Here is a 19,172-nt window from a genome sequence, read left to right as displayed (position 1 = left end):
ATGTGAGGTCCACACATTACCTGAGTGGCCCGTACCTGTGGTGAGGGAGCTTGCTCCCGCTGGACTGCGCAGCAGGCCCAGTTTTTGGGGCCGCTGCGCAACCCAGCGGGAGCAAGCTCCCTCACTACAGGTACTTAGTGGTTACTGAAGGGCTTTGGCAACTGCATCAAAAGCATACATATCGTCAATCACCTTGCCACCCGTGGGCTTGGTCTGTGCCTGCCACACAACAATCACCACATTCTTAGTCGGGTTGATGTAGACGTACTGACCAAACGTACCGGCCGCCGTAAAGGCTTTATCGGCCTTGGAAGCCACCGTCCAGCCCGGCCACCACATGGAAGCAAAGTCACCGTACGCCGCGTCTGAGCCCGTGGTCGCGCTGGCAAAACTCAGCCAGCCTTTAGGCAACACTTGCTGCCCTCCCGCCTTGCCGCCGCTGAGTACGAACTGTCCAAACCGCCCGTAATCCTCAAGCGTTGCGCTAATACCGCTGCCGCCCACTTCATTGCCATTGGTGCCGTCGAGCCACCATTTGGCATCGGTTTGCATGCCATACGGTGCCCAGATCTTCTCGCTCAGGTATTGCGTGAGTGGCTTGCCCACCGCGGCGCTGACCAACTGCCCCAACACTTGTGTTTCACCGGTGCTGTAGTTGGTGCGCGTACCAGGCGGCGCCGCCGTTTGCAGGCTGGCCATGAATTTCAGGAGCGACCCCGGCACTTGCTCGCTGCGCAGTTTGATCAGGTGGCGTTCGTCTGAGGTGGGGTCGGTATATTGCTCGTTCCACTTGATCCCGGAGCGCATCGACAGGATCTGCCGCACGGTGACCTGGTCGTAACCGCTACCCGCCAACGCCGGCAAATAGCGGGTGACCTTGTCATCCAGGCTCTTGATGGCGCCGTCCTGCAGGGCCGCGCCCACCAGGGTCGAGGTGATGGACTTGGCCACCGACATCGACATCCACCGGGTGTCGGCGGTGTTGCCTTTTTCGTAACGCTCATCAACGATCTTGCCGTTTTTGAGCACCAACAACCCGGTTACCCGGTTGATCGCCACGTAGTCATCCAGGCTGTAGTGCTTGCCTTTGTAGTCAAAGGCCACCGGGCCAAGTGGCTCGCTGCTGCGCGGTAACGGGAGCGGATGGCCGCCCGCCTTGATCGTGCGCGTGGGGAACAACCGGTCCGTATTGCGGAAGGTCGTCACCGCCAGCTCCTCACTGAGCCTGCCGTCATAGATGGCCTGCACATCGCCAATCGGCTCGTGTGCAAATGGGTAGGGCTTCGCAGGTTCCGCGGTGGCGGCGCAGGCGGTCAACGACAGCGCAAGTGTCGAAGCACACATCAATACGTTAAGCGAACGGCGTTCAACGAGCGATGAAGGGCGATGGAGCACGGGCATAAGCACCTCTTTGTTATTGTTTGATCGGTCTTAAAACGCATCGGCACATCAGCACAACTGACAGGCCGGAACTCAGGATGCAGCGCAGGATTTTTTCTGGCGCGCGGGATCGGGCCGGATTACACGCGGAGTTGGGCCATGGGGAATCGGGTGGGTGTGCACACAAGCGCACGCTCTGCGCTGGGCGTCTTATCGATGAGACTGATGATTACTATCGAACTGCTCGTCTATTGGCTTACCAAAACCGATTCCTATAATCGCCTCCACTTTCTCCCTCCCGTCTGTCCGCAGGCGAAATCTCCTCCCGGAACCCAACACCATGCCAAGCGCAAGCCGGGCCCCTAGCGGCCTCCCCGAACATAATCAACAAACCGTCACGCAGCAGTGGCTGGCGATTCTCTCGGTGGCCGTGGGCGCCTTCGCCCTGGTCACCAGCGAGTTCCTGCCGGTGGGCGTACTCAACGACGTCGCCGCCGACCTTGGCATCAGCGCCGGCCACGCCGGCCTGATGGTCACCCTGCCTGGCATCATGGCCGCCCTCGCCGCCCCGTTGCTGTCCATCGGCATTGGCGCCATGGACCGTCGCTACCTGCTGATCGGCCTGACCCTGATCATGATCATCGCCAACATGGTGGTGGCCTACGCCAGCGACTTCAGCCTGCTGCTGTTCGGCCGCGTACTGCTGGGCATCAGCATCGGCGGCTTCTGGGCCACGGCCATCGCCCTCAGCGGCCGCCTGGCGCCCAAGGGCGTGGGCGTCGCGAAAGCCACCTCGATCATCATGATGGGCGTGACCCTGGCCACCGTGCTCGGCGTGCCCGTCGGCACCTGGCTGAGCGGCCTGATGGGCTGGCGCATGACCTTCCTCGTTACCGCGCTGGTGGGCATCCCGGTGCTGTTGGCACAGATGTTCCTGCTGCCGCGCCTCGAACCGGAAAAAGCCATTCGCGTCAGCGACCTGCCGGCGTTGTTCATCAACCCCCAAGCCCGGGTCGGCCTGATCGCCGTACTGCTGATCGGCCTGGCGCACTTTGCCGCCTACACCTACGTCGCGCCCTTCTTCAAAAACAGCTCCGGCTTCGACGGCCCGACCATTGGCTCGCTGCTGCTGCTCTACGGCGCGGCCGGGGTCATGGGTAACGTCTTCGCCGGCTTCGCCGCCAACCGCAGCGTGCGCAACACGCTGCTGCTGGTCGCCCTGATGATCGGCACCAGCACCGCCCTGTTCCCCTACTTCGCCACCGGCATGAGCGGCGCCGTGATGCTGATCGCCCTGTGGGGCTTTGCCTTCGGCGCCTTCCCGGCCTGCGCGAGCATCTGGATGTTTGTGGTTGCGCCCAAGGATGTGGAGCGTGGCATGCCACTGTTTGTCGCGTTGTTTCAGGTGATCATTGCCCTGGGCTCGTTCTTTGGCGGACAGATTGTCGACAAGCTGGGGACTTCGGTGCTGTTGAGTTTGGCGACGGCGCTGGTGGGCGCCGGGTTTGTGACGGTGCTGGTGTTGGGGCGCAAGGTGAGTAATAGCCTGGCGGCTCAACCTGCCTGATCAGGGAAAACAGGACTGATTGATTTCAGTCCTGTGGTTTGAGGCAGTGAGCACGGCACCTTGCTCCATTGCCTACAGTTGCGTCAGAATCCGCCGGCTTGTGCACCTGGGTTGGCGTCTCTAAGGTTGCTCGGTCGCTGAAACCTCAGTGATCGGGTTTAGTAGCCCTGGATTATCCGAGCAATGTGCATGAGCTTCATCTATCAGACGTCTTTAGTCTGTGCTTGATGGTGGCTGTGCGCAGGGCGTCTTCGGGCGCGCCGGTCTTTGTTTGGATTCCCGGTCTACTAACCTGTGCACAGCTGCCACCCCATTCGTTTAGTAGCGAAAAGGTGGCGGCACACATAGAGAATCCAAACAATGTTCAAGGTAACGCCGAATCCTCCGGGAACTGCCGATTTGAAACTCAACCAAGCCGCGCAACGTGCCTTGGATCACTATCTCAATCCCTCCTCCGCCCAAACCGCCCCGCCGTCGGGTGCGCGGTTCAGCGTGGCTGCTGATGTGAGCAGTGAAAGCCTGATTACCAATAGCTATGAAACCTTTGCCTCGGTCAGCGCGTTGCTGCTTGATCTGTCGGAAGAACTGAGCGGGAAAGACCGTGATGTGGCGCTGGCTATTCACCAGTTGAGTGAGTTGGGGGTGCTGTTGATGGGTAAGCTGATGGATCGGGAGGTGCCTTGTAGCTGAAGCCGGACGTTGTCCAAGCCGCTCAATGTGTAAAGACGAAAGCCGCCCGAATCGGAATCGAATAAATCAACATTGCTGCCGCAGGTAACTAGTAGTACCCAAGCATTTGCAACGTTCTGGCAAGACTCAGGACAGGCTGTAATTTTTCATCAAGTAACGTCCACCACTCGTGCTCAACCCATTCACCAGTCTCTATCTGTTGCATGGGTGGCATCCAATCTTTATGTCGATCGAAAACATCCGGGATGGCTCGCGCTAGGGCTGATAGTTCATTTTGGGTAAATCCCTTTTTTTGAAGATCAACGGCCTTCGCCAGCGCCATACGATAATCTTCAACGTAAGTCATCGCTGGAGTGGAACTAGCGACCCGTATCAGTTCGGGCAGTGCTGACTCTAGTTTCTTAAGCTGACTCAATCTATCCGCGTTCGTGTAACGGTATTCAGCCATTGTGATTCCCTACTCTCTGTTGGCTAGCTGCACCAAGATGCACTCTTGAACCTGCGTGATCGCCTATGAAGCGCGTTATCCAAGGTGAACATCGAGGCCAAAGTACTTTACTTCCCGAGAGCCTCGATGACTATGTCAGCGACATGGAATCGGGGTCAGACCACCATTATTTTGAATGTAGTCTGACCCCTATTTTTTGGGTTCGCCGTGGTCGCCGATGAGGTACGCAGCCTGGCGCAACGCACGGCGGTGTCGACTCAGGAGATCAAGACGATTATCGAAGGCTTGCAACACGGCAGCCGGCTGGCGGTTGAAGCCATGCACGACAGCCGCCAAGGCGTGGAGCGCTGCGTGGAAGACAGCCAACTGGCAGTGGAGATGCTGCGGGCGGTGGGTAATGATATTTCGCAGATTGATCAGTTGAATGGGCGGATTGTGTCGACCACCCGGGAGCAATCCACGGCGAATGTGGAGATTGTGGGGCGGCTGCAATCAGTGCAGAGCATTGCGCAGAGTACGGCGCAGGATGTGGAGACGCTGGCAAGGAGCAGTGAGCGGTTGCCACCGATTGCGGTGCGGTTGGATGCGTTGGGGCGCCGGTTTCATCAGTGAGCGGGATCTATTTTGAATGAGATAAATCCGTCCCCTGTCGCCCATCACCATGGGACGGTTTGACCTTCCCGGTCGATGTACCGAAGGCCTTGCTTGCCTTGCTGCGAGAGCAGCGTGCTGACGATTTTCGGGACTGTTTCCTCCACGCTGTAGGGGGCGTTTGGCCCGCCGAGTGCGGTACGGATCCAGCCTGGTGCCAGTAATACCAAGGCCCGAGGGTCGGCGGCGTGCCGTGCAGCATAACTGCGCATATACATGTTCAGTGCTGCCTTGGTGCCGCGATACACCTCGTGGCCGCCTTTCTCGTTATTACTCACGCTACCTTGTCCCGACGACATGATGCCGATCAGCCCGCTGGCACGCACCAGGGGTTGCAGGCCCTCGATCACACGCATGGGGCTCAGTGCATTGGTGATCATGACGCGAACAAATTCGTCCGTGGTCACTTCTGCGATTGTTTCGTCCTGGTTGTGATTGGCACTGGCACCCCGTGAAGAACTTGTACGCTCTGGCCACTTCATCACCTAAATCGTTGGGGCGCGTCGAGATGAAGCGTAGCGCCCCTCACTTCGTCGATTTGTACTGCGTTACAAAAGTGAGCACCTGGGATTGGGTCTGAATTTGCATCGAAGCCACTGCCCAAAGCGCATTGAGGTGCTGTTGTTGATTGCAGCATTGGCCAACTACCTCATATTTTTAACTGGACTGCAGGCGCGAGAAGATGGTTTGGAACGGCGCTATCAAAGCAATAGCCTCAAAGAGAAACGAGTGCTTTCATTGTGGCGACTGGAGAAACCGAGGCTGCACGGCATTTACTGTTATAACGGTACGGCCATCCCAACCCTTCCAGGAGCGCAGCTTTGGATCAACTTCTCGCCCTAAGGGTATTCATCCGAATCACGGAGGCTCGCTCTTTTGCCAAAGCGGCCGACTCGTTGAATATCCCCCGCTCCTCGGTCAGCAAGCTGCTTCAAGACCTGGAGCAACACCTGGGTACCAAGCTGATTGAGCGCAGTACTCGTTCATTCACCATCACGCAGGCGGGTGAAACCTACAGGGAGCAAGCCTTGAACCTGTTGGCGGGACTGGACGATATGGACGTTGCCGCACGGCAAGCGCGAGCAAGCCCCCACGGGCGGCTTCGTGTAGACATAGGCTCATCGCTGGCCAATCTGGTGATCATTCCGGCGCTACCGCAATTTCGTGCGCGCTATCCTGACCTGGAATTATTGCTCGGGGTCAGTGATCGCCCAGCCGATCTCATCGGCGACGGCGTGGACTGCGTGATACGCGGCGGCACGCTGCCTGACAGCTCACTGATCGCCCGCCACCTTTGCCATGCAAACTTCGTTACCTGTGCGACACCTGATTATCTTTCTGCGTTTGGTGCGCCACTGCACCCACAGGATCTTGAGCAAAACCACCGCACAATTCGCTATTTCTTTTCAAGCACGGGTAAGACGTTGCCTCTTCAATTCGCGAAAGGCAGTGAAAAATACGAGGTTAATGGCCAACCCACCCTTAGCGTAAGTGAGAGCACCGCCCTGACCGAGGCGGTGCTGACCGGGATGGGTATCGGACAGATTTTTCGTTTCAGTGCCCATACGCACATAGCTGCGGGACGTCTGGTGCCGATCCTGGAGGACTGGACCCCAGCCTCTCATCCACTCCAGTTGGTCTATCCGGCAGCTCGTCATCCCAGCGCAAAATTGCGGGTTTTCATTGACTGGGCGGTAGAACTTTTCGGCAGCGAAAACTATAAAAACTGACAGACTAGCCAGCACCAAAGCCGCCTTCAGTATTGCGCGAATCGATTATCCAACCCTGTAGATTAAGTCTCTCTCCTGGCGGGCTTCTGCGATGGATCCGACCGTCCTAGACTCGCCCCAAGTTGCTGTCCTGAACCCTTCAGGCCAGGCTCTACAGGCACCAGGAACCATTACCATGTCCGATCGACTCGACGGCAAAATCGCACTCATCACCGGCGCCACCAGCGGTATCGGCCTGGCCACTGCCAAGCTGTTTGCAGCCCAAGGTGCACATGTCTACATCACCGGGCGCAACGCTGACGCACTAAAAACAGCTCAGGAGCAGATTGGCGCCAACGTAACGAGCATCCAGGCGGATTCGACTCTGATCGCTGACCTTGATCAAGTATTCGAACAGATCAAGGCCGAGGCCGGCCGTATTGATGTGCTGTATGCCAACGCAGGAGGCGGCACACTGCTCCCCTTGGGGCAGATCACCGAACAACAGGTCGACGATACGTTTGGGCTGAACGTCAAAGCGTTGATCTTCACCGTCCAGAAAGCCTTGCCACTCCTGACCGCTGGCTCATCCGTGATCCTTGCCGGGTCCAGCGCAAGTATTAAGGGCACCGCTGCGTTCAGCGTGTACTCCGCGTCCAAGGCAGCGGTGCGCAATCTGGCGCGTAGCTGGATTCTTGACCTCAAAGGCACTGGCATCCGGGTCAACGTGCTGAGCCCCGGCCCTGTCCACACACCCGCCCTGTTGGATTATGCAGGTGATGATCCTGCGCAGCAGCAAGGCATGCTCGACTACCTGGGCACCCTTGTTCCGGTGGGGCGCGTCGGTGAAGCCGATGAGATTGCCAAAGCCGCTCTTTTCCTGGCATGCGACGACTCAAGCTTCATTAATGGTGCCGAAATTTTCGCAGATGGAGGCATGGCTCAAGTCTGATTTCGCCCGGGCATAAGCACGCCCCCGTTCCTTAATAGGAACGGGGGCGTGCGTCCTTTCGGTTTAAGCCATTGCGTCAGTAGCCTACGCCTCGAACACCACCCGAAGCCCGGATGGACTCGCCTGTCACCCAGTGCGAGTCTTGCGATGCCAGAAACACGGCCAGAGGTGCAATATCCTCGGGTTCGCCGAAGCGACCCAGCGGAGTCCCCGCGATCAGTTTTTCGCCAAACTTACCGGCAAAATTTCCCTCTGTGGCAGGTGTATTGGTGTGCCCTGGCAAGATCGAATTAACCCTGATGCCACGTGCTCCCAGCTCCCTGGCCAGTGCGAAGGTCAAGGTATCAACCGCGCCCTTGGTGGCCGAGTACACACTTGAAGCCAAATAGGGATCTGTACTGAGGATCGAACTGATATTGATAATGCTACCTGTGGCCCCCAGCAGTTTGACCGCCTCGCGTACTGCAAGCAGGTAGCCCAGCACGTTCAGGTTGAATTGCTTGTGGAAGGCATCTTCGGTCAAGTCATCAATCATCTCGAACACTGCGATGCCAGCATTGTTAACCAGCACGTCCAACGTGCCGAACTCGCTACGAACCGTTTCAAACAAGCGCACTACGTCAGTTGCCTGACTCATATCTGCCTGTACCGCCAAGGCAGAGCCTCCGTGCTCTATGATCTGGGCAACGACTGCATCCGCGTCAACCTTGCCGGAGGCGTAGTTGACGATAATTGTCGCACCCTCTGCACCCATCGCCCTGGCGATCCCAGCACCAATGCCTTTGGAGGCACCAGTGACAACCGCAATTTTCCCTTCAAGTTTCATAAGCTGACCTTTGGTAGTTGCATGATAGGAGGCTCGGCTGCAGGGGTGTAAATGATCGTCATGCAGCGAGCCGCATGCCATCAGTATTCGGCTATCGAAGGGTCGGACGTTTGCCGGTTATTCGCACATCCTTGCCTATTCTTCTCACCTGGCTTGCCATAGCCCTTGAACTGGCTCAGGGTGACTGGCATGGAAAAATCAATGGCAGAACTGCGCAGCATCGTGATGCGCGCTCAAGACAAGTGGACCGACACCGGCTTACCCCGTGTAGCCATGGTTCGGGCCGAGGCCTGTGCTGATCAGGTCTATCAACCGATGCTGCATCTGGTGCTCCAAGGCACCAAGACCCTGTCGATTGGCGAGGGTGTTTCCAGGTATACGGCGGGCAACTATTTTCTGGTGCCGGTGGACGTGCCCGCGACGGGCCAGATTCACGCCGACACACTGGAAGAACCCTATCTAGCGGTCAGTCTCACCCTGGACCCCAATGTGATCGCAACGTTGCTGATGGATGAAAGTAAGACGCCAAGGGCGCCGCAAAACTCGTGTTTCGAGGGGGTACTCGCACCAGCTGAAATGGTTGATGCGTGGTTACGCATGATGCGGCTCGTGGATCGCCCCCATGAGGTCGCGATAATGGCACCGATGCTCGAGCGTGAAATTCTGTTCCGGGCCTTACAAGGCCCACTGGCCGGTATTCTTCGTGACGTCGCACGGCCGGATGGCCGGATGACGCAGATCCGCCGCGTCACACAGTGGATACGTGAGCATTACGCCGAGCCTTTTCGAGTCGAGCCACTGGCGCTGATGTCCGACATGAGCGTTGCCGCGTTTTATCGGCACTTCAAATCCGTGACCGCCATGACACCCATTCAGTACCAGAAACGCCTGCGCTTGCTGAGGGCTCGCTGGTTGCTGCTATTCGATACCCTGGACGCAACCTCCATCGCTTATACCGTAGGGTATGAAAGCGCCTCGCAATTCAATCGGGAGTACGCGCGGCTGTTCGGCCTGCCTCCGGCGCGGGATGCGGCGAGATTCAGGACGCCTCCTGCCGCTGGAGCACTTACGGCAGCGTCTTGAACGCCCGGCACTGACTCAGAAGTCGGTGATCACCGTCCCGGCAATGCTCTGGGCAAACTCACCACCGAACACCTTGGCCGGTGTTGCAAAACCCCGCTGCCGTTCACCGTTCAGTACCCTGCGTGCGGCCTCTACTGCAGCCAAAGGCGTGTAGCCGTTCACGGTTTCAATTACTGACCGTGCGATTGCGCCATCTGTCGCGGTCACCTCAACCACTGCCCGGGCCCGATGAGCATCCCTCTCCTCCGGTGTCGGGCCATCAGGCAGTCGCGATAGATCACCTTCGTGAAACGCATCACCCGCGATATGCACGTACATGCCTTTACGCGCTTGGCGACATGCACTGCCAACGAATCCGTAGGCACCACATCCCAACCGACGCCCGGTAACAGCATGACCTGATTTGCCGCCGCTTCTGCGCCGAGCGTCTCGGCCAGCCGATAAACGTTGATCTCGGCGGTGATGTCCAGATAGTCGATCCCGGCCTTGATGCAGGCCCGCATCAACGGCTCCGCCGTGCGCGCGAATGGGCCCGCGAAGTTCACTAACACTGAAATACCGGACAAAGAGCTTTCGGCATCGGCGGTATCAAACACCCGATAGGGCACCTCCAATTGCGCAGCAAGCGATTCGAGGCACTGATGATTGCGCCCGGCGATTTAGAAATCCAGGCCCAGTGCCTTGGCTCGTTCAGCCCCCATACGCCCGGTATAGCCGGTGGCGCCGTAGATCAGAAGGGTGCTCATAAATGTTCCTCTGTGGTTCGAATGTGTCCCCACAGTACCCATCGTCGCCGCCGGAATCGCCCCTGTTCCTGCTCAAAGCCTGCCCGTCTCTGCTTTTACCCTGCAAGTTGCCTTACCACCCCCGACTCATCCCAACTCCCGCCCCAAAAACGGCGCAGTCCGGCTGCTCTTGCTCTTCGCCACCTTCTGCGGCGTGCCACTCACCACCACCTTCCCGCCTCTATCCCCTGCCCCCGGCCCGATATCAATCACCCAGTCACTTTGCGCCACCACGCGCATTTCATGCTCCACCACAATCACCGTGTGCCCCGCCTCCACCAGCTGATTGAGCTGGCTCAACAACCGGTCCACATCCCGCGGATGCAGCCCGGTAGTCGGTTCATCGAGCACATACAACGTGGCGCCCCGGGCATTGCGCTGCAGTTCGGTCGCCAGCTTGATGCGCTGTGCTTCCCCGCCCGACAACTCGGTCGCTGGCTGGCCAAGGCGCAAATACCCCAAGCCAATATCGCGCAGCACTTGCAGTGAGCGCAGCACACCCGGTTGCTCGGCAAACACTTCAACCGCCTGTTCAACGGTCAGCCCCAGCACTTGGGCGATGGTCAGCCCTTGCCACTTGATCGCCAGGGTTTGCGGGTTGTAACGCGCGCCATGGCACGTCGGGCATGGCGCATACACGCTGGGCATGAACAGCAATTCCACACTGACAAAACCCTCGCCTTCGCAGTTCGGGCAGCGCCCTTTGGCGACGTTGAAGGAGAATTGCCCGGCATCGTAATGCCGCTTTTTCGCCGCCGGTGTAGCCGCGAACAGTTTGCGTACGTTGTCGAACAACCCGGTGTAGGTCGCCAGGTTGGAGCGCGGTGTGCGCCCAATGGGTTTCTGGTCCACTTGCACCAGGCGGCGGATGTGTTCCAACCCGCCGCTGATGCGCCCGCCGCTGGTTTGCGGGGCGTCGTCTTCCAGGCTGGGTTCGTCTTCGGTTTCTACTACGCGGCCCAATCCTGCGCCTACCAGTTCCAACAGCGCCTGGCTGACAAGGCTGGATTTGCCTGAGCCAGAGATGCCAGTCACGGCGGTAAAGCAGCCCAGGGGAAAGTCCACACTCAGGTCGTTGAGGTTGTTGCGCGTCACGCCTTCCAGGCGCAGCCAGCCGGTGGATGGGCGCGGTGGTTGGCTGACCGGGCGCTTTTCGGCGAACAGGTATTCGCGGGTTTGCGAGGCTTGGACCTGTGCCAGGCCGGCGGGAGGGCCGCTGTACAGGACTTGGCCGCCGTGTTCGCCGGCAGCCGGGCCGACGTCGATCAGCCAGTCGGCGCGGCGCATGGTTTCCAGGTCATGTTCCACCACGAACAGGGAGTTGCCGGCGGCCTTCAGGCGGTCGAGGGCGGCGAACAGGGCTTCGCCGTCGGCGGGGTGCAGGCCGGCGGAAGGTTCATCCAGCACGTAGATCACGCCGAACAGTTGCGAGCCCAGTTGCGTGGCCAGGCGCAGGCGTTGCAGCTCGCCGGATGACAATGTCGGTGTGCTGCGTTCCAGGGCCAGGTAGCCCAGGCCGAGGTCGGTCAGGGTGCTGACGCGTTCGAGCAAGTCCTGGGCGATGCGTTGGGCGGCCAGGCGTTTTTCCACGGAGAGTTTTTTGTCGCCCTGCCCTTCGGCCACCGGGCGCAGCAGGTCGGCGAGTTGCAGCAGGGACATTTGCGACAGTTCGCCAATGTCCACGCCAGCAAATTTCACCGACAGCGCGGCCTTGTTCAGGCGCTTGCCTTCGCACAACGGGCATGGGCTGCCTTGCATGAATTGCGAGACGCGCTTTTTCATCAGGGCGCTTTGGGAATGGGTGAAGGTGTGCAGGATGTAGCGCCGGGCGCCGGTGAAGGTGCCCTGGTAGCTGGGTTCCAGTTTGCGCTTGAGGGCGTCGCGGGTTTGGGCCGGGGTGAAGCCGGCGTACACCGGCGCGGTGGGGGTTTCTTCGGTGAAGAGAATCCAGTCGCGCTGTTTTTTCGGCAGGTCGCGCCATGGGATGTCGACGTCGTAACCCAGGGTGACGAGGATGTCGCGCTGGTTCTGGCCTTGCCACGCCAGCGGCCAGGACGCTACGGCGCGCTGGCGGATGGTGAGGGACGGATCGGGCACCATCAGGGCTTCGGTCACTTCGTACACCCGGCCCAGGCCGTGGCATTGCGGGCAGGCGCCTTGTGGCAGGTTGGGGGAAAAGTCTTCGGCGTACAGCATCGGTTGCCCCGCCGGGTAGCTGCCGGCGCGGGAGTACAGCATGCGGATCAGGCTGGACAAGGTGGTGACGCTGCCCACCGACGAACGTGTGCTGGGCGTGCCGCGCTGTTGTTGCAGGGCCACGGCGGGTGGCAGGCCTTCGATCGAGTCGACGTCGGGCACGCCCACCTGGTCGATCAGGCGGCGTGCGTAGGGCGCCACGGATTCGAAGTAGCGGCGCTGGGCCTCGGCGTAGACAGTGGAGAATGCCAGCGACGACTTGCCCGAGCCAGACACGCCGGTAAACACCACCAATGCGTCACGCGGGATGTCCACGTCGACGTTGCGCAGGTTGTGTTCGCGGGCACCCCGCACCCGCACGAAGCCTGGGCGTTGGGCGGTGGGTGAGGTGGCTGGGGGCAGGTTGCGCTGGGAAGTCATGGGTAACCTTATCAGTGTGTTCAAGGCGGTGAAGATCCCTGTAGGAGCTGATCTGCCTGAGATGGCGGTGTGCCAGTTGCCAATTGGGGCCTGACACACCGCCATCGCGGGCAAGCCAGCGCCTACAGTAGATCGGCGTTGCGGGTTGGATCTCCGTTTGTCACATCACCCCGGGTGGTCAGCACCGAGCGCACTCGCTGCGCCAGCTCATCCGGGCCATAGGGTTTGGTTAACAGGTGAATGTCCTGGCTCAACAGGTGGTTGCTGGAGAGGATGTCGCGGGTGTGCCCGGACGTAAACAGCACCGCCACCGCCGGCACTTGCTCGCGCGCCCACTCGGCCAGGTCGGTACTTTTGACCCGGCCCGGCATCACTACGTCGGTAAAGATCAGGTCCGGTTGCAGCCCGTCGCGCAACATCAGCATGGCCATGTCACCGTCTTCGGCGGTCAGCACGGTGTAGCCGGATTGTTCGAGCAACTCCACCGCGGCGGTACGCACGCCTTCGTTGTCCTCGACCACCAGGATGGTCTCCTGGCCGCCGGCGTGGTTCGCAAGGGCGGCAGGCGCGTCGTGTTTTTCCGGTTCGAGGCTGCGCGGGAAATACATCTGCACCACGGTGCCGCTGCCCTCCTCGCTGTCCACTTCGACATGCCCGCCACTTTGCCGCACGAAGCCGAACACCATGCTCAACCCCAGCCCGGTGCCGTGGCCATCGGGCTTGGTGGTAAAAAACGGCTCGAACACCCGTGCGATGATTGTCGGCGACATGCCCGAGCCGGTGTCGGTAACCGCCAGGCGCACGTACTCGCCGGGGCTGATGCTTTTGCCCGCGCAGTCCGGGGGGTTGAGGATGATATTTTCGCCGGTGATCCGAATGATGCCCTCGCCTTTCATCGCGTCCCGCGCGTTGATCGCAAGGTTGAGCAAAGCGTTTTCCAATTGGTTGCGGTCGACATGAATGCACCACGGGTCCAGCGGCAGTTGCACATCAATGTGAATGGTTTCTCCCAACGCCCGCTGCAACAGTTCACCCAGCCCTTCATAAATGCGCAGTGGGCTGTACACCGCCGGCGACAGCGGCTGGCGACGGGCAAAGGCCAGCAGTTGCGAGGTCAGCTTGGCCCCACGTTCCACCGCCGCAATGGCGGCGCTGACCCGGCGCTGCACGTGGGGGTTGTCGGGCTCATTGCGGGCCAGCAGGTGCAAGTTGCCCGCGACCACTTGCAGCAGGTTGTTAAAGTCATGGGCCACGCCGCCGGTCAGGCCACCGATGGCTTCGAGCTTTTGCGATTGGCGCAACTGCGCCTCGGCGGCGGAGCGGGCTTGCACTTCGGCGGCCACGCGCTGCTCCAGGTTGTGGGTGAGTTCCTGGCGCAGGCGCTCGGAGATCACATGCTCAGTGGTCTCCACCACAATCGCCAATACCCCGGCCGGTTGCTGGTCGTCGCCGGCCACGGGGCTGTAATACAGGTCCATCCATACGTTTTCCGGGCGGCCGTCGCGCAGCAACTCCAGTGCCAGGTTACGGTAAGACAAGGTGCCGCCCACCAGGCAGGTGTCGACCACGTTGCGGTTGAAGTCCGCGACTTCCGGCCAGCCCAGTTCCACCGGCGCCCCCAGCAGATAAGGGTGACGGCCGCCGGCAAATACCGAGTAGCTGTCGTTGTAGATCATGTAGCCGGGCGGCCCCCACAGCATCACCATGGGCATGGGCGAGGCCAGCAACATCTGCACTGCGCTGACCAGGCTGTTGGGCCACGCGTGAATCGGGCCAAGGTCGGTGGCAGACCAGTCAAATGCACGAATTCTCTGGGCCATTTCGCCAGCCCAGCCTTCACAGCCGTGGGTATTGAATAAAAACTGCATTGATCGGCTCTGTAAGGAAATAAGAGATGGGGGGGCGATGAAAACTTTGAGCCCGGCAGCAGCGGTTGGTTTCATTGCATATTGCTTAAGCCCGCATGAAGGGACAAGAGCCGGTTCAGCGAAAATCCCGGCTGCGCACACTGATGCCCGACAGCAGCGGTGTCAGGTCGGTCAAGCGCCCGGCGATCAAGTGCCGAACGTCCCCCACCGCCTCCCACCGCCCATCCACTTTAAGCAATCGCGACCCCACCAGCGCCTGACGCTGGCGCTCGGCCAAATCGCGCCAGACCACCACATTGATATTGCCGAACTCATCTTCCAGGGTGACGAAGGTCACGCCGCTGGCCGTGCCCGGGCGTTGCCGGCCGGTGACCAGCCCGGCAACGCTGACATTGCGTCCATGCTCGGCCAGCAGCAACTCGTTGGAACTGCGGCAGCGCCGCGCACGCAGTTCATCGCGCAGCAGCGCCAACGGGTGCGGGCCCAAGGTGGTGCCGACGCTGGCGTAGTCGGCATACAGGTCTTCGCCGACCGTCGGTCGTGGCAGCTCCACCATCGCCTCTTCGGGGCTGGCCAACCCGGCAAACAGCCCCAGTTGCTTCTGCACCCCGGCCACCTCCCAGCGTGCCCGATGCCGATGCCCGGCCAGCCCGCGCAAGGCGCCGGCATCCGCCAGCAGCTCCTGGGCGCGGGTGTCCAGGCGGGCACGTTCGCCCAGGTCGGCAATGTCGAAAAACCCGCGGGCCTGGCGCGCCGTTTCGATGCGCCGGCCATCCTCCTCGCGAAACCCGGAGATCATGCGCAAGCCCAGGCGGATTGCCGGTTGCTGGCCTTCGATGGGTTCCAGGCTGCAATCCCAGTCACTGGCTTGCACATCCACCGGACGGATCTGCAAATGATGGCGACGGGCGTCCTGCAGGATCTGGTCGGGGCTGTAGAAACCCATGGGCCAGCTGTTGATCAAGGCGCAGGCAAACGCGGCCGGTTCATGGCATTTGAGCCAGCAACTGGCGTAGGTCAGCAAGGCGAAACTGGCGGCGTGGGATTCGGGGAAACCGTAGCTGCCAAAGCCCTTGATTTGCTCGAAGATCTGCGCGGCGAAGGCTTCGCTGTAGCCGTTTTTCAGCATGCCGGTGCGCAGGCGCTGCTGGTGCGGTTCAAGGCCGCCGTGGCGTTTCCAGGCGGCCATGGAGCGGCGCAGTTGGTCGGCTTCACCAGGCCCGTAATCGGCGGCGACCATGGCGATCTGCATCACTTGCTCCTGAAACAGCGGGATGCCCAACGTGCGCTCCAGCACGGCCTTGAGTTCGGGCGATGGGTAGGTGGTTGCTTCCTCCTTGTTCCGTCGCCGCAGGTACGGGTGCACCATACCGCCCTGGATCGGCCCGGGGCGCACGATGGCAACCTCGATCACCAGGTCATAAAAGGTCTGGGGCTTGAGCCTGGGCAACATCGACATCTGCGCCCGCGACTCGATCTGGAACACGCCGATGGTGTCGGCCTTGCTGATCATCGCGTAGGTCGCCGCATCCTCCTTGGGCACCGAGGCCAGGCTCAGGTCCCGGTTGCGATGGCGGCGCAGCAGGTCGAAGCAGCGGCGAATCGCACTGAGCATGCCCAGCGCGAGAATGTCCACCTTGAGCAGGCCCACCGCGTCGAGGTCGTCCTTGTCCCACTGGATGATGGTGCGCTCGGCCATGGCGGCGTTTTCCACCGGCACCAGGGTGTCCAGCGGGTGTTCGGAAATCACGAAACCCCCGGGGTGCTGGGACAGGTGCCGGGGGAAGCCGATCAGTTGTTGGGTCAAGGTGAGCACCCGGCGCAGCACCGGGCTGTCGGGGTCGAAGCCACCTTCGCGCAGGCGCTCCAGGGGCGGTGCTTCGTCGCTCCAGCGGCCGCAGCAGTCGGCCAAGGCGTTGACCTGGTCCGGCGGCAACCCGAGGGCCTTGGCCACGTCGCGCACCGCACCGGCGCCGTGGTAGCTGCTGACCACCGCCGTCAAGGCGGCGCGGGTACGGCCGTAGCGTTGGAACACGTATTGCAGCACCTCTTCGCGGCGCTCGTGTTCAAAATCCACGTCGATGTCGGGCGGCTCGTTGCGCTCGCGAGACAGGAAGCGCTCGAACAGCATGTTCATCAGGCTCGGGTTGATCTCGGTGATGCCCAGGGCAAAGCACACCGCCGAGTTGGCCGCCGAGCCGCGGCCCTGGCACAGGATCGACCGGCTGCGGGCGAAGCGCACAATGTCGTGCACGGTAAGGAAGTAGCTTTCGTAGCCCAGCTCGCTGATCAGTTCCAGTTCGTTATTGATCTGCTGGAGGGTCTTGGCATCGACCCCTTCCGGCCAACGCTGGGCGATGCCTTGCTCGGTCAAGAGGCGTAGCCAGGATTTAGCGTCCTGGCCTTCAGGCACTAATTCCCTGGGGTATTGATAGCGCAACTGGCCCAGGTCGAAGGTGCAACGCCGGGCGATGTTCAGGGATGCTTCCAGCAAGTGCGCCGGGTACAGCGCGGCCAATGCATCGAGGCTGCGCAAGTGGCGCTCGCCGTTGGGGTGCAGGCGCGCGCCGGCTTCGGCCACCGGGACGTGATGACGGATCGCGGTCATGGTGTCTTGCAACGCGCGACGGCCACGCACGTGCATATGCACATCGCCGCAGGCCACCGCCGGCAGGTGCAGGCTGGCGGCCAGGTTCAGGCGTTGCTCAAGGTGACGGGCATCGTTCTGGCCGCAATGCAGCTCCACGGCCAGCCACAGGCGATCGGTGAACGTGCTGCGCAGCCATTGGATGTTCGCCTGGGTGTCGGCATCTTCGACCATCCATAACGCCAGCAACCCTTGTACCGATGTGAAGTCCTCTTGCAGCAGCCGATACTGACCTTTTTGCGCACGGCGCCGGGCAATGGTGATCAGCCGACACAGGTGCTGGTAACCCTCCAGGTTCTCCACCAGCAGCACCAGCTTGGGGCCGTTTTCCAGGCGCATCTCGCTGCCGACAATCAGCGGCAACCCGACTTCCTTGGCCGCCTGCCAGGCGCGCACGATGCCTGACAAGGTGCATTCATCGGTGATCGCCAGCGCCTCATAGCCCTGCTGTTTGGCCCGCTCAAACAGCTCGCGGGCACTGGAGGCGCCCCGCTGGAAACTGAAGTTGGACAGGCAATGCAGCTCCGCATAACTCATGCGAACCAGCCTTGCAGCCACAGCGCGCCGCTTTCGCCCACGGTTCGGTAAGCCCAGCCCTGCTGGCCGGCGCGGGTGCGTACCAGGTAGTAATCGCGGCGCACATCGGCGCCATCCCACCAGCCCGATTCGATACGTTCCGGGCCCATCAATATCTGTAGGCCGTGCTCCGCCAGGGGCGTGGGTTCAGGCAGCAACCAGCCGGGGCGCTGCACGTTGTTTGAGGGCATGCATGGGCGCGTGTCGGCACCGGGTTGCCAGGCGCATTCGGGGCGATGGTCGGCGTGAAAGCGCAGGCCTTGCACTGCCTCGTCCCCCAGCCGCGCCCGCAGGCGTTCGCGCAGTTGCTCCCACGGCAGGGTTTGTTGCGGGCGTTCGTCGAACAGGTCCTGGCGCTGGGGCACAAACACTGGCAGGTCCTGGGCCTCCAGGCGAAAGCCGCGCACCGGCGAGGTGACGTGCACTTGCTCCAGGCGGCCACGGGCCAGTTCGAACAGCATCGCTGCATCACGTTCGGCACTGAGCAGGCCGACCTTGATGAGGGTGTCGGGTTCTGCCGCGTGTTCCAGGTGCAGGTCAAAGCGTTGCACGCCACTGTCGCGGCCACACAGGAACGCCGACAAATCGCCGGTCAAACGGCGCAAGGGAAACAGCAAGGCTTGATGGGACAACACATCAAAATTCAGCTCGATGCGCACATCGAAACGGTCCGGCGGCTGGTAGAACGCCAGGGCCAGCGGCCGTTGCCCACTCAGTGCATCGAGGTGCTTGAGCAGCGCCGCGTCGAACCGCCGGGCCAAAGTATGCCGGGGCAGCGCCTGCACCTGGGCCAGGGTGCGCAAGCCCATGCGCGACAACGCGGTGGCGGCTTGCGGGTCGAGGCCGGCGCGGTCGATGGGGATCGGCGCCAACGCTTGTTGCAGGCTGTGCTCATCGGCCACAGCGAGGCCGTCGTAGGCATTCGCTAATATTCGCGCTGCTGCCGGGTTTGGCGCGGCGACAATGCGATGACGAAACCCCAGGTCGGTCAGTTCCTTGCGCAAGCGCGCTTCAAGCAGCGGCCAGGGCCCGAACAGGCCCAGGCTCGACTCGATCTCGAACAGCAACGCCCGTGGGTAGAACACGCTGACCTGGGAACTGAAACGGTAGGCCCAGGCCGCCAGAAATTGCTGCCAGTATTCGATCTGCGCCGGGTCGTATTCGGCGCAGGCAAACGCCTTGGTCAAGGCATGGGCCGCCGTCAGCGATTGGCCGGGGCGCAGCCCGAGTTTGCGGGCGGCCTCATTGACGGTTTGCAGCACCCGCCGTTGTGGCGTACCCGCCAGCAGGGCCAACGGCTGATCCGGTTCGGGGCGCACACGCAGCACCCCGTCCAGCGCCAATTGCGGGAAGACAATACACACCCAGCGCATG

13 protein-coding genes and 3 pseudogenes are annotated in these 19,172 nt (G+C 61.2%); 7 read left to right on the top strand and 9 right to left on the bottom strand.

Features of this window, described 5'->3' with window-relative positions:
• Nucleotides 1-141: 141 nt before the first annotated feature.
• On the bottom strand, nucleotides 142-1,401 hold the full coding sequence (locus tag ACZRN6_RS24140) for a serine hydrolase domain-containing protein (RefSeq protein WP_464009013.1): 1,260 nt from the start codon (nucleotides 1,399-1,401) through the stop codon (nucleotides 142-144).
• A gap of 319 nt (nucleotides 1,402-1,720) precedes the next feature.
• On the opposite strand from ACZRN6_RS24140, the gene ACZRN6_RS24135 reads away from it, so the two are divergent.
• Nucleotides 1,721-2,947, top strand: a complete 1,227-nt coding sequence (locus ACZRN6_RS24135) for an MFS transporter (protein WP_322145751.1) — start codon at nucleotides 1,721-1,723, stop codon at nucleotides 2,945-2,947.
• Nucleotides 2,948-3,307: 360 nt separating this feature from the next.
• Nucleotides 3,308-3,637 (top strand): DUF6124 family protein, encoded by a 330-nt coding sequence (locus ACZRN6_RS24130; protein ID WP_464009012.1) that lies wholly within the window; start codon nucleotides 3,308-3,310, stop codon nucleotides 3,635-3,637.
• 88 nt (nucleotides 3,638-3,725) lie between these two features.
• Here the strand turns inward: ACZRN6_RS24130 and ACZRN6_RS24125 are convergent, their stop codons facing one another.
• The gene (locus ACZRN6_RS24125) at nucleotides 3,726-4,085 is read right to left on the bottom strand and encodes a hypothetical protein (RefSeq protein WP_464009011.1); all 360 of its coding nucleotides are present in this window, start codon (nucleotides 4,083-4,085) and stop codon (nucleotides 3,726-3,728) included.
• A 198-nt stretch (nucleotides 4,086-4,283) separates the two neighbouring features.
• Here ACZRN6_RS24125 and ACZRN6_RS24120 point away from each other — a divergent pair.
• A pseudogene (locus ACZRN6_RS24120) lies at nucleotides 4,284-4,697 on the top strand (methyl-accepting chemotaxis protein); the annotation flags it as partial.
• Between the two features lie 44 nt (nucleotides 4,698-4,741).
• Here ACZRN6_RS24120 and ACZRN6_RS24115 read toward each other — a convergent pair.
• Entirely contained in the window at nucleotides 4,742-5,218 is a 477-nt protein-coding gene (locus tag ACZRN6_RS24115) for an SDR family oxidoreductase (RefSeq protein WP_322145754.1), read from the bottom strand.
• Here ACZRN6_RS24115 and ACZRN6_RS24110 point away from each other — a divergent pair.
• From ACZRN6_RS24110 to ACZRN6_RS24100, 3 genes and pseudogenes are all read left to right on the top strand, one after another.
• A pseudogene (locus ACZRN6_RS24110) lies at nucleotides 5,179-5,486 on the top strand (IS4 family transposase); the annotation flags it as partial. The gene ACZRN6_RS24115 and the pseudogene ACZRN6_RS24110 sit on opposite strands and share 40 nt — an antisense overlap.
• A gap of 71 nt (nucleotides 5,487-5,557) precedes the next feature.
• Complete coding sequence (locus ACZRN6_RS24105) at nucleotides 5,558-6,466, top strand: LysR family transcriptional regulator (protein ID WP_322145755.1); 909 nt, start codon at nucleotides 5,558-5,560, stop codon at nucleotides 6,464-6,466.
• A 175-nt stretch (nucleotides 6,467-6,641) separates the two neighbouring features.
• The gene (locus ACZRN6_RS24100) at nucleotides 6,642-7,397 is read left to right on the top strand and encodes an SDR family oxidoreductase (RefSeq protein WP_322148709.1); all 756 of its coding nucleotides are present in this window, start codon (nucleotides 6,642-6,644) and stop codon (nucleotides 7,395-7,397) included.
• Nucleotides 7,398-7,473: 76 nt separating this feature from the next.
• On the opposite strand, the gene ACZRN6_RS24095 is transcribed toward ACZRN6_RS24100, so the two are convergent.
• A complete protein-coding gene (locus ACZRN6_RS24095; RefSeq protein ID WP_322145756.1) occupies nucleotides 7,474-8,223 on the bottom strand; it encodes an SDR family NAD(P)-dependent oxidoreductase in 750 nt (249 codons plus the stop codon).
• 201 nt (nucleotides 8,224-8,424) lie between these two features.
• On the opposite strand from ACZRN6_RS24095, the gene ACZRN6_RS24090 reads away from it, so the two are divergent.
• Entirely contained in the window at nucleotides 8,425-9,306 is an 882-nt protein-coding gene (locus ACZRN6_RS24090; RefSeq protein WP_416152130.1) for an AraC family transcriptional regulator, read from the top strand.
• A 15-nt stretch (nucleotides 9,307-9,321) separates the two neighbouring features.
• Here the strand turns inward: ACZRN6_RS24090 and ACZRN6_RS24085 are convergent.
• The 5 genes and pseudogenes from ACZRN6_RS24085 to ACZRN6_RS24065 form a co-directional block, all read right to left on the bottom strand.
• Nucleotides 9,322-10,052 (bottom strand): annotated as a pseudogene (locus tag ACZRN6_RS24085) (saccharopine dehydrogenase NADP-binding domain-containing protein).
• Nucleotides 10,053-10,178: 126 nt separating this feature from the next.
• The gene (gene uvrA / locus ACZRN6_RS24080; RefSeq protein ID WP_464009010.1) at nucleotides 10,179-12,707 is read right to left on the bottom strand and encodes an excinuclease ABC subunit UvrA; all 2,529 of its coding nucleotides are present in this window, start codon (nucleotides 12,705-12,707) and stop codon (nucleotides 10,179-10,181) included.
• A 122-nt stretch (nucleotides 12,708-12,829) separates the two neighbouring features.
• A complete protein-coding gene (locus tag ACZRN6_RS24075) occupies nucleotides 12,830-14,575 on the bottom strand; it encodes an ATP-binding protein (RefSeq protein ID WP_464009009.1) in 1,746 nt (581 codons plus the stop codon).
• A 115-nt stretch (nucleotides 14,576-14,690) separates the two neighbouring features.
• Complete coding sequence (locus tag ACZRN6_RS24070) at nucleotides 14,691-17,780, bottom strand: error-prone DNA polymerase (RefSeq protein WP_464009008.1); 3,090 nt, start codon at nucleotides 17,778-17,780, stop codon at nucleotides 14,691-14,693.
• Entirely contained in the window at nucleotides 17,756-19,171 is a 1,416-nt protein-coding gene (locus ACZRN6_RS24065) for a Y-family DNA polymerase (RefSeq protein WP_464009007.1), read from the bottom strand. The genes ACZRN6_RS24070 and ACZRN6_RS24065 overlap by 25 nt, the downstream gene beginning before the upstream one ends.
• Between the last annotated feature and the right edge of the window lies 1 nt (nucleotide 19,172).

It is taken from the genome of Pseudomonas sp. A125, from assembly GCF_055409485.1.
The sequence above is the reverse complement of the archived record's forward strand: the minus strand, read 5'-3'. Positions and strand labels throughout refer to the sequence as shown.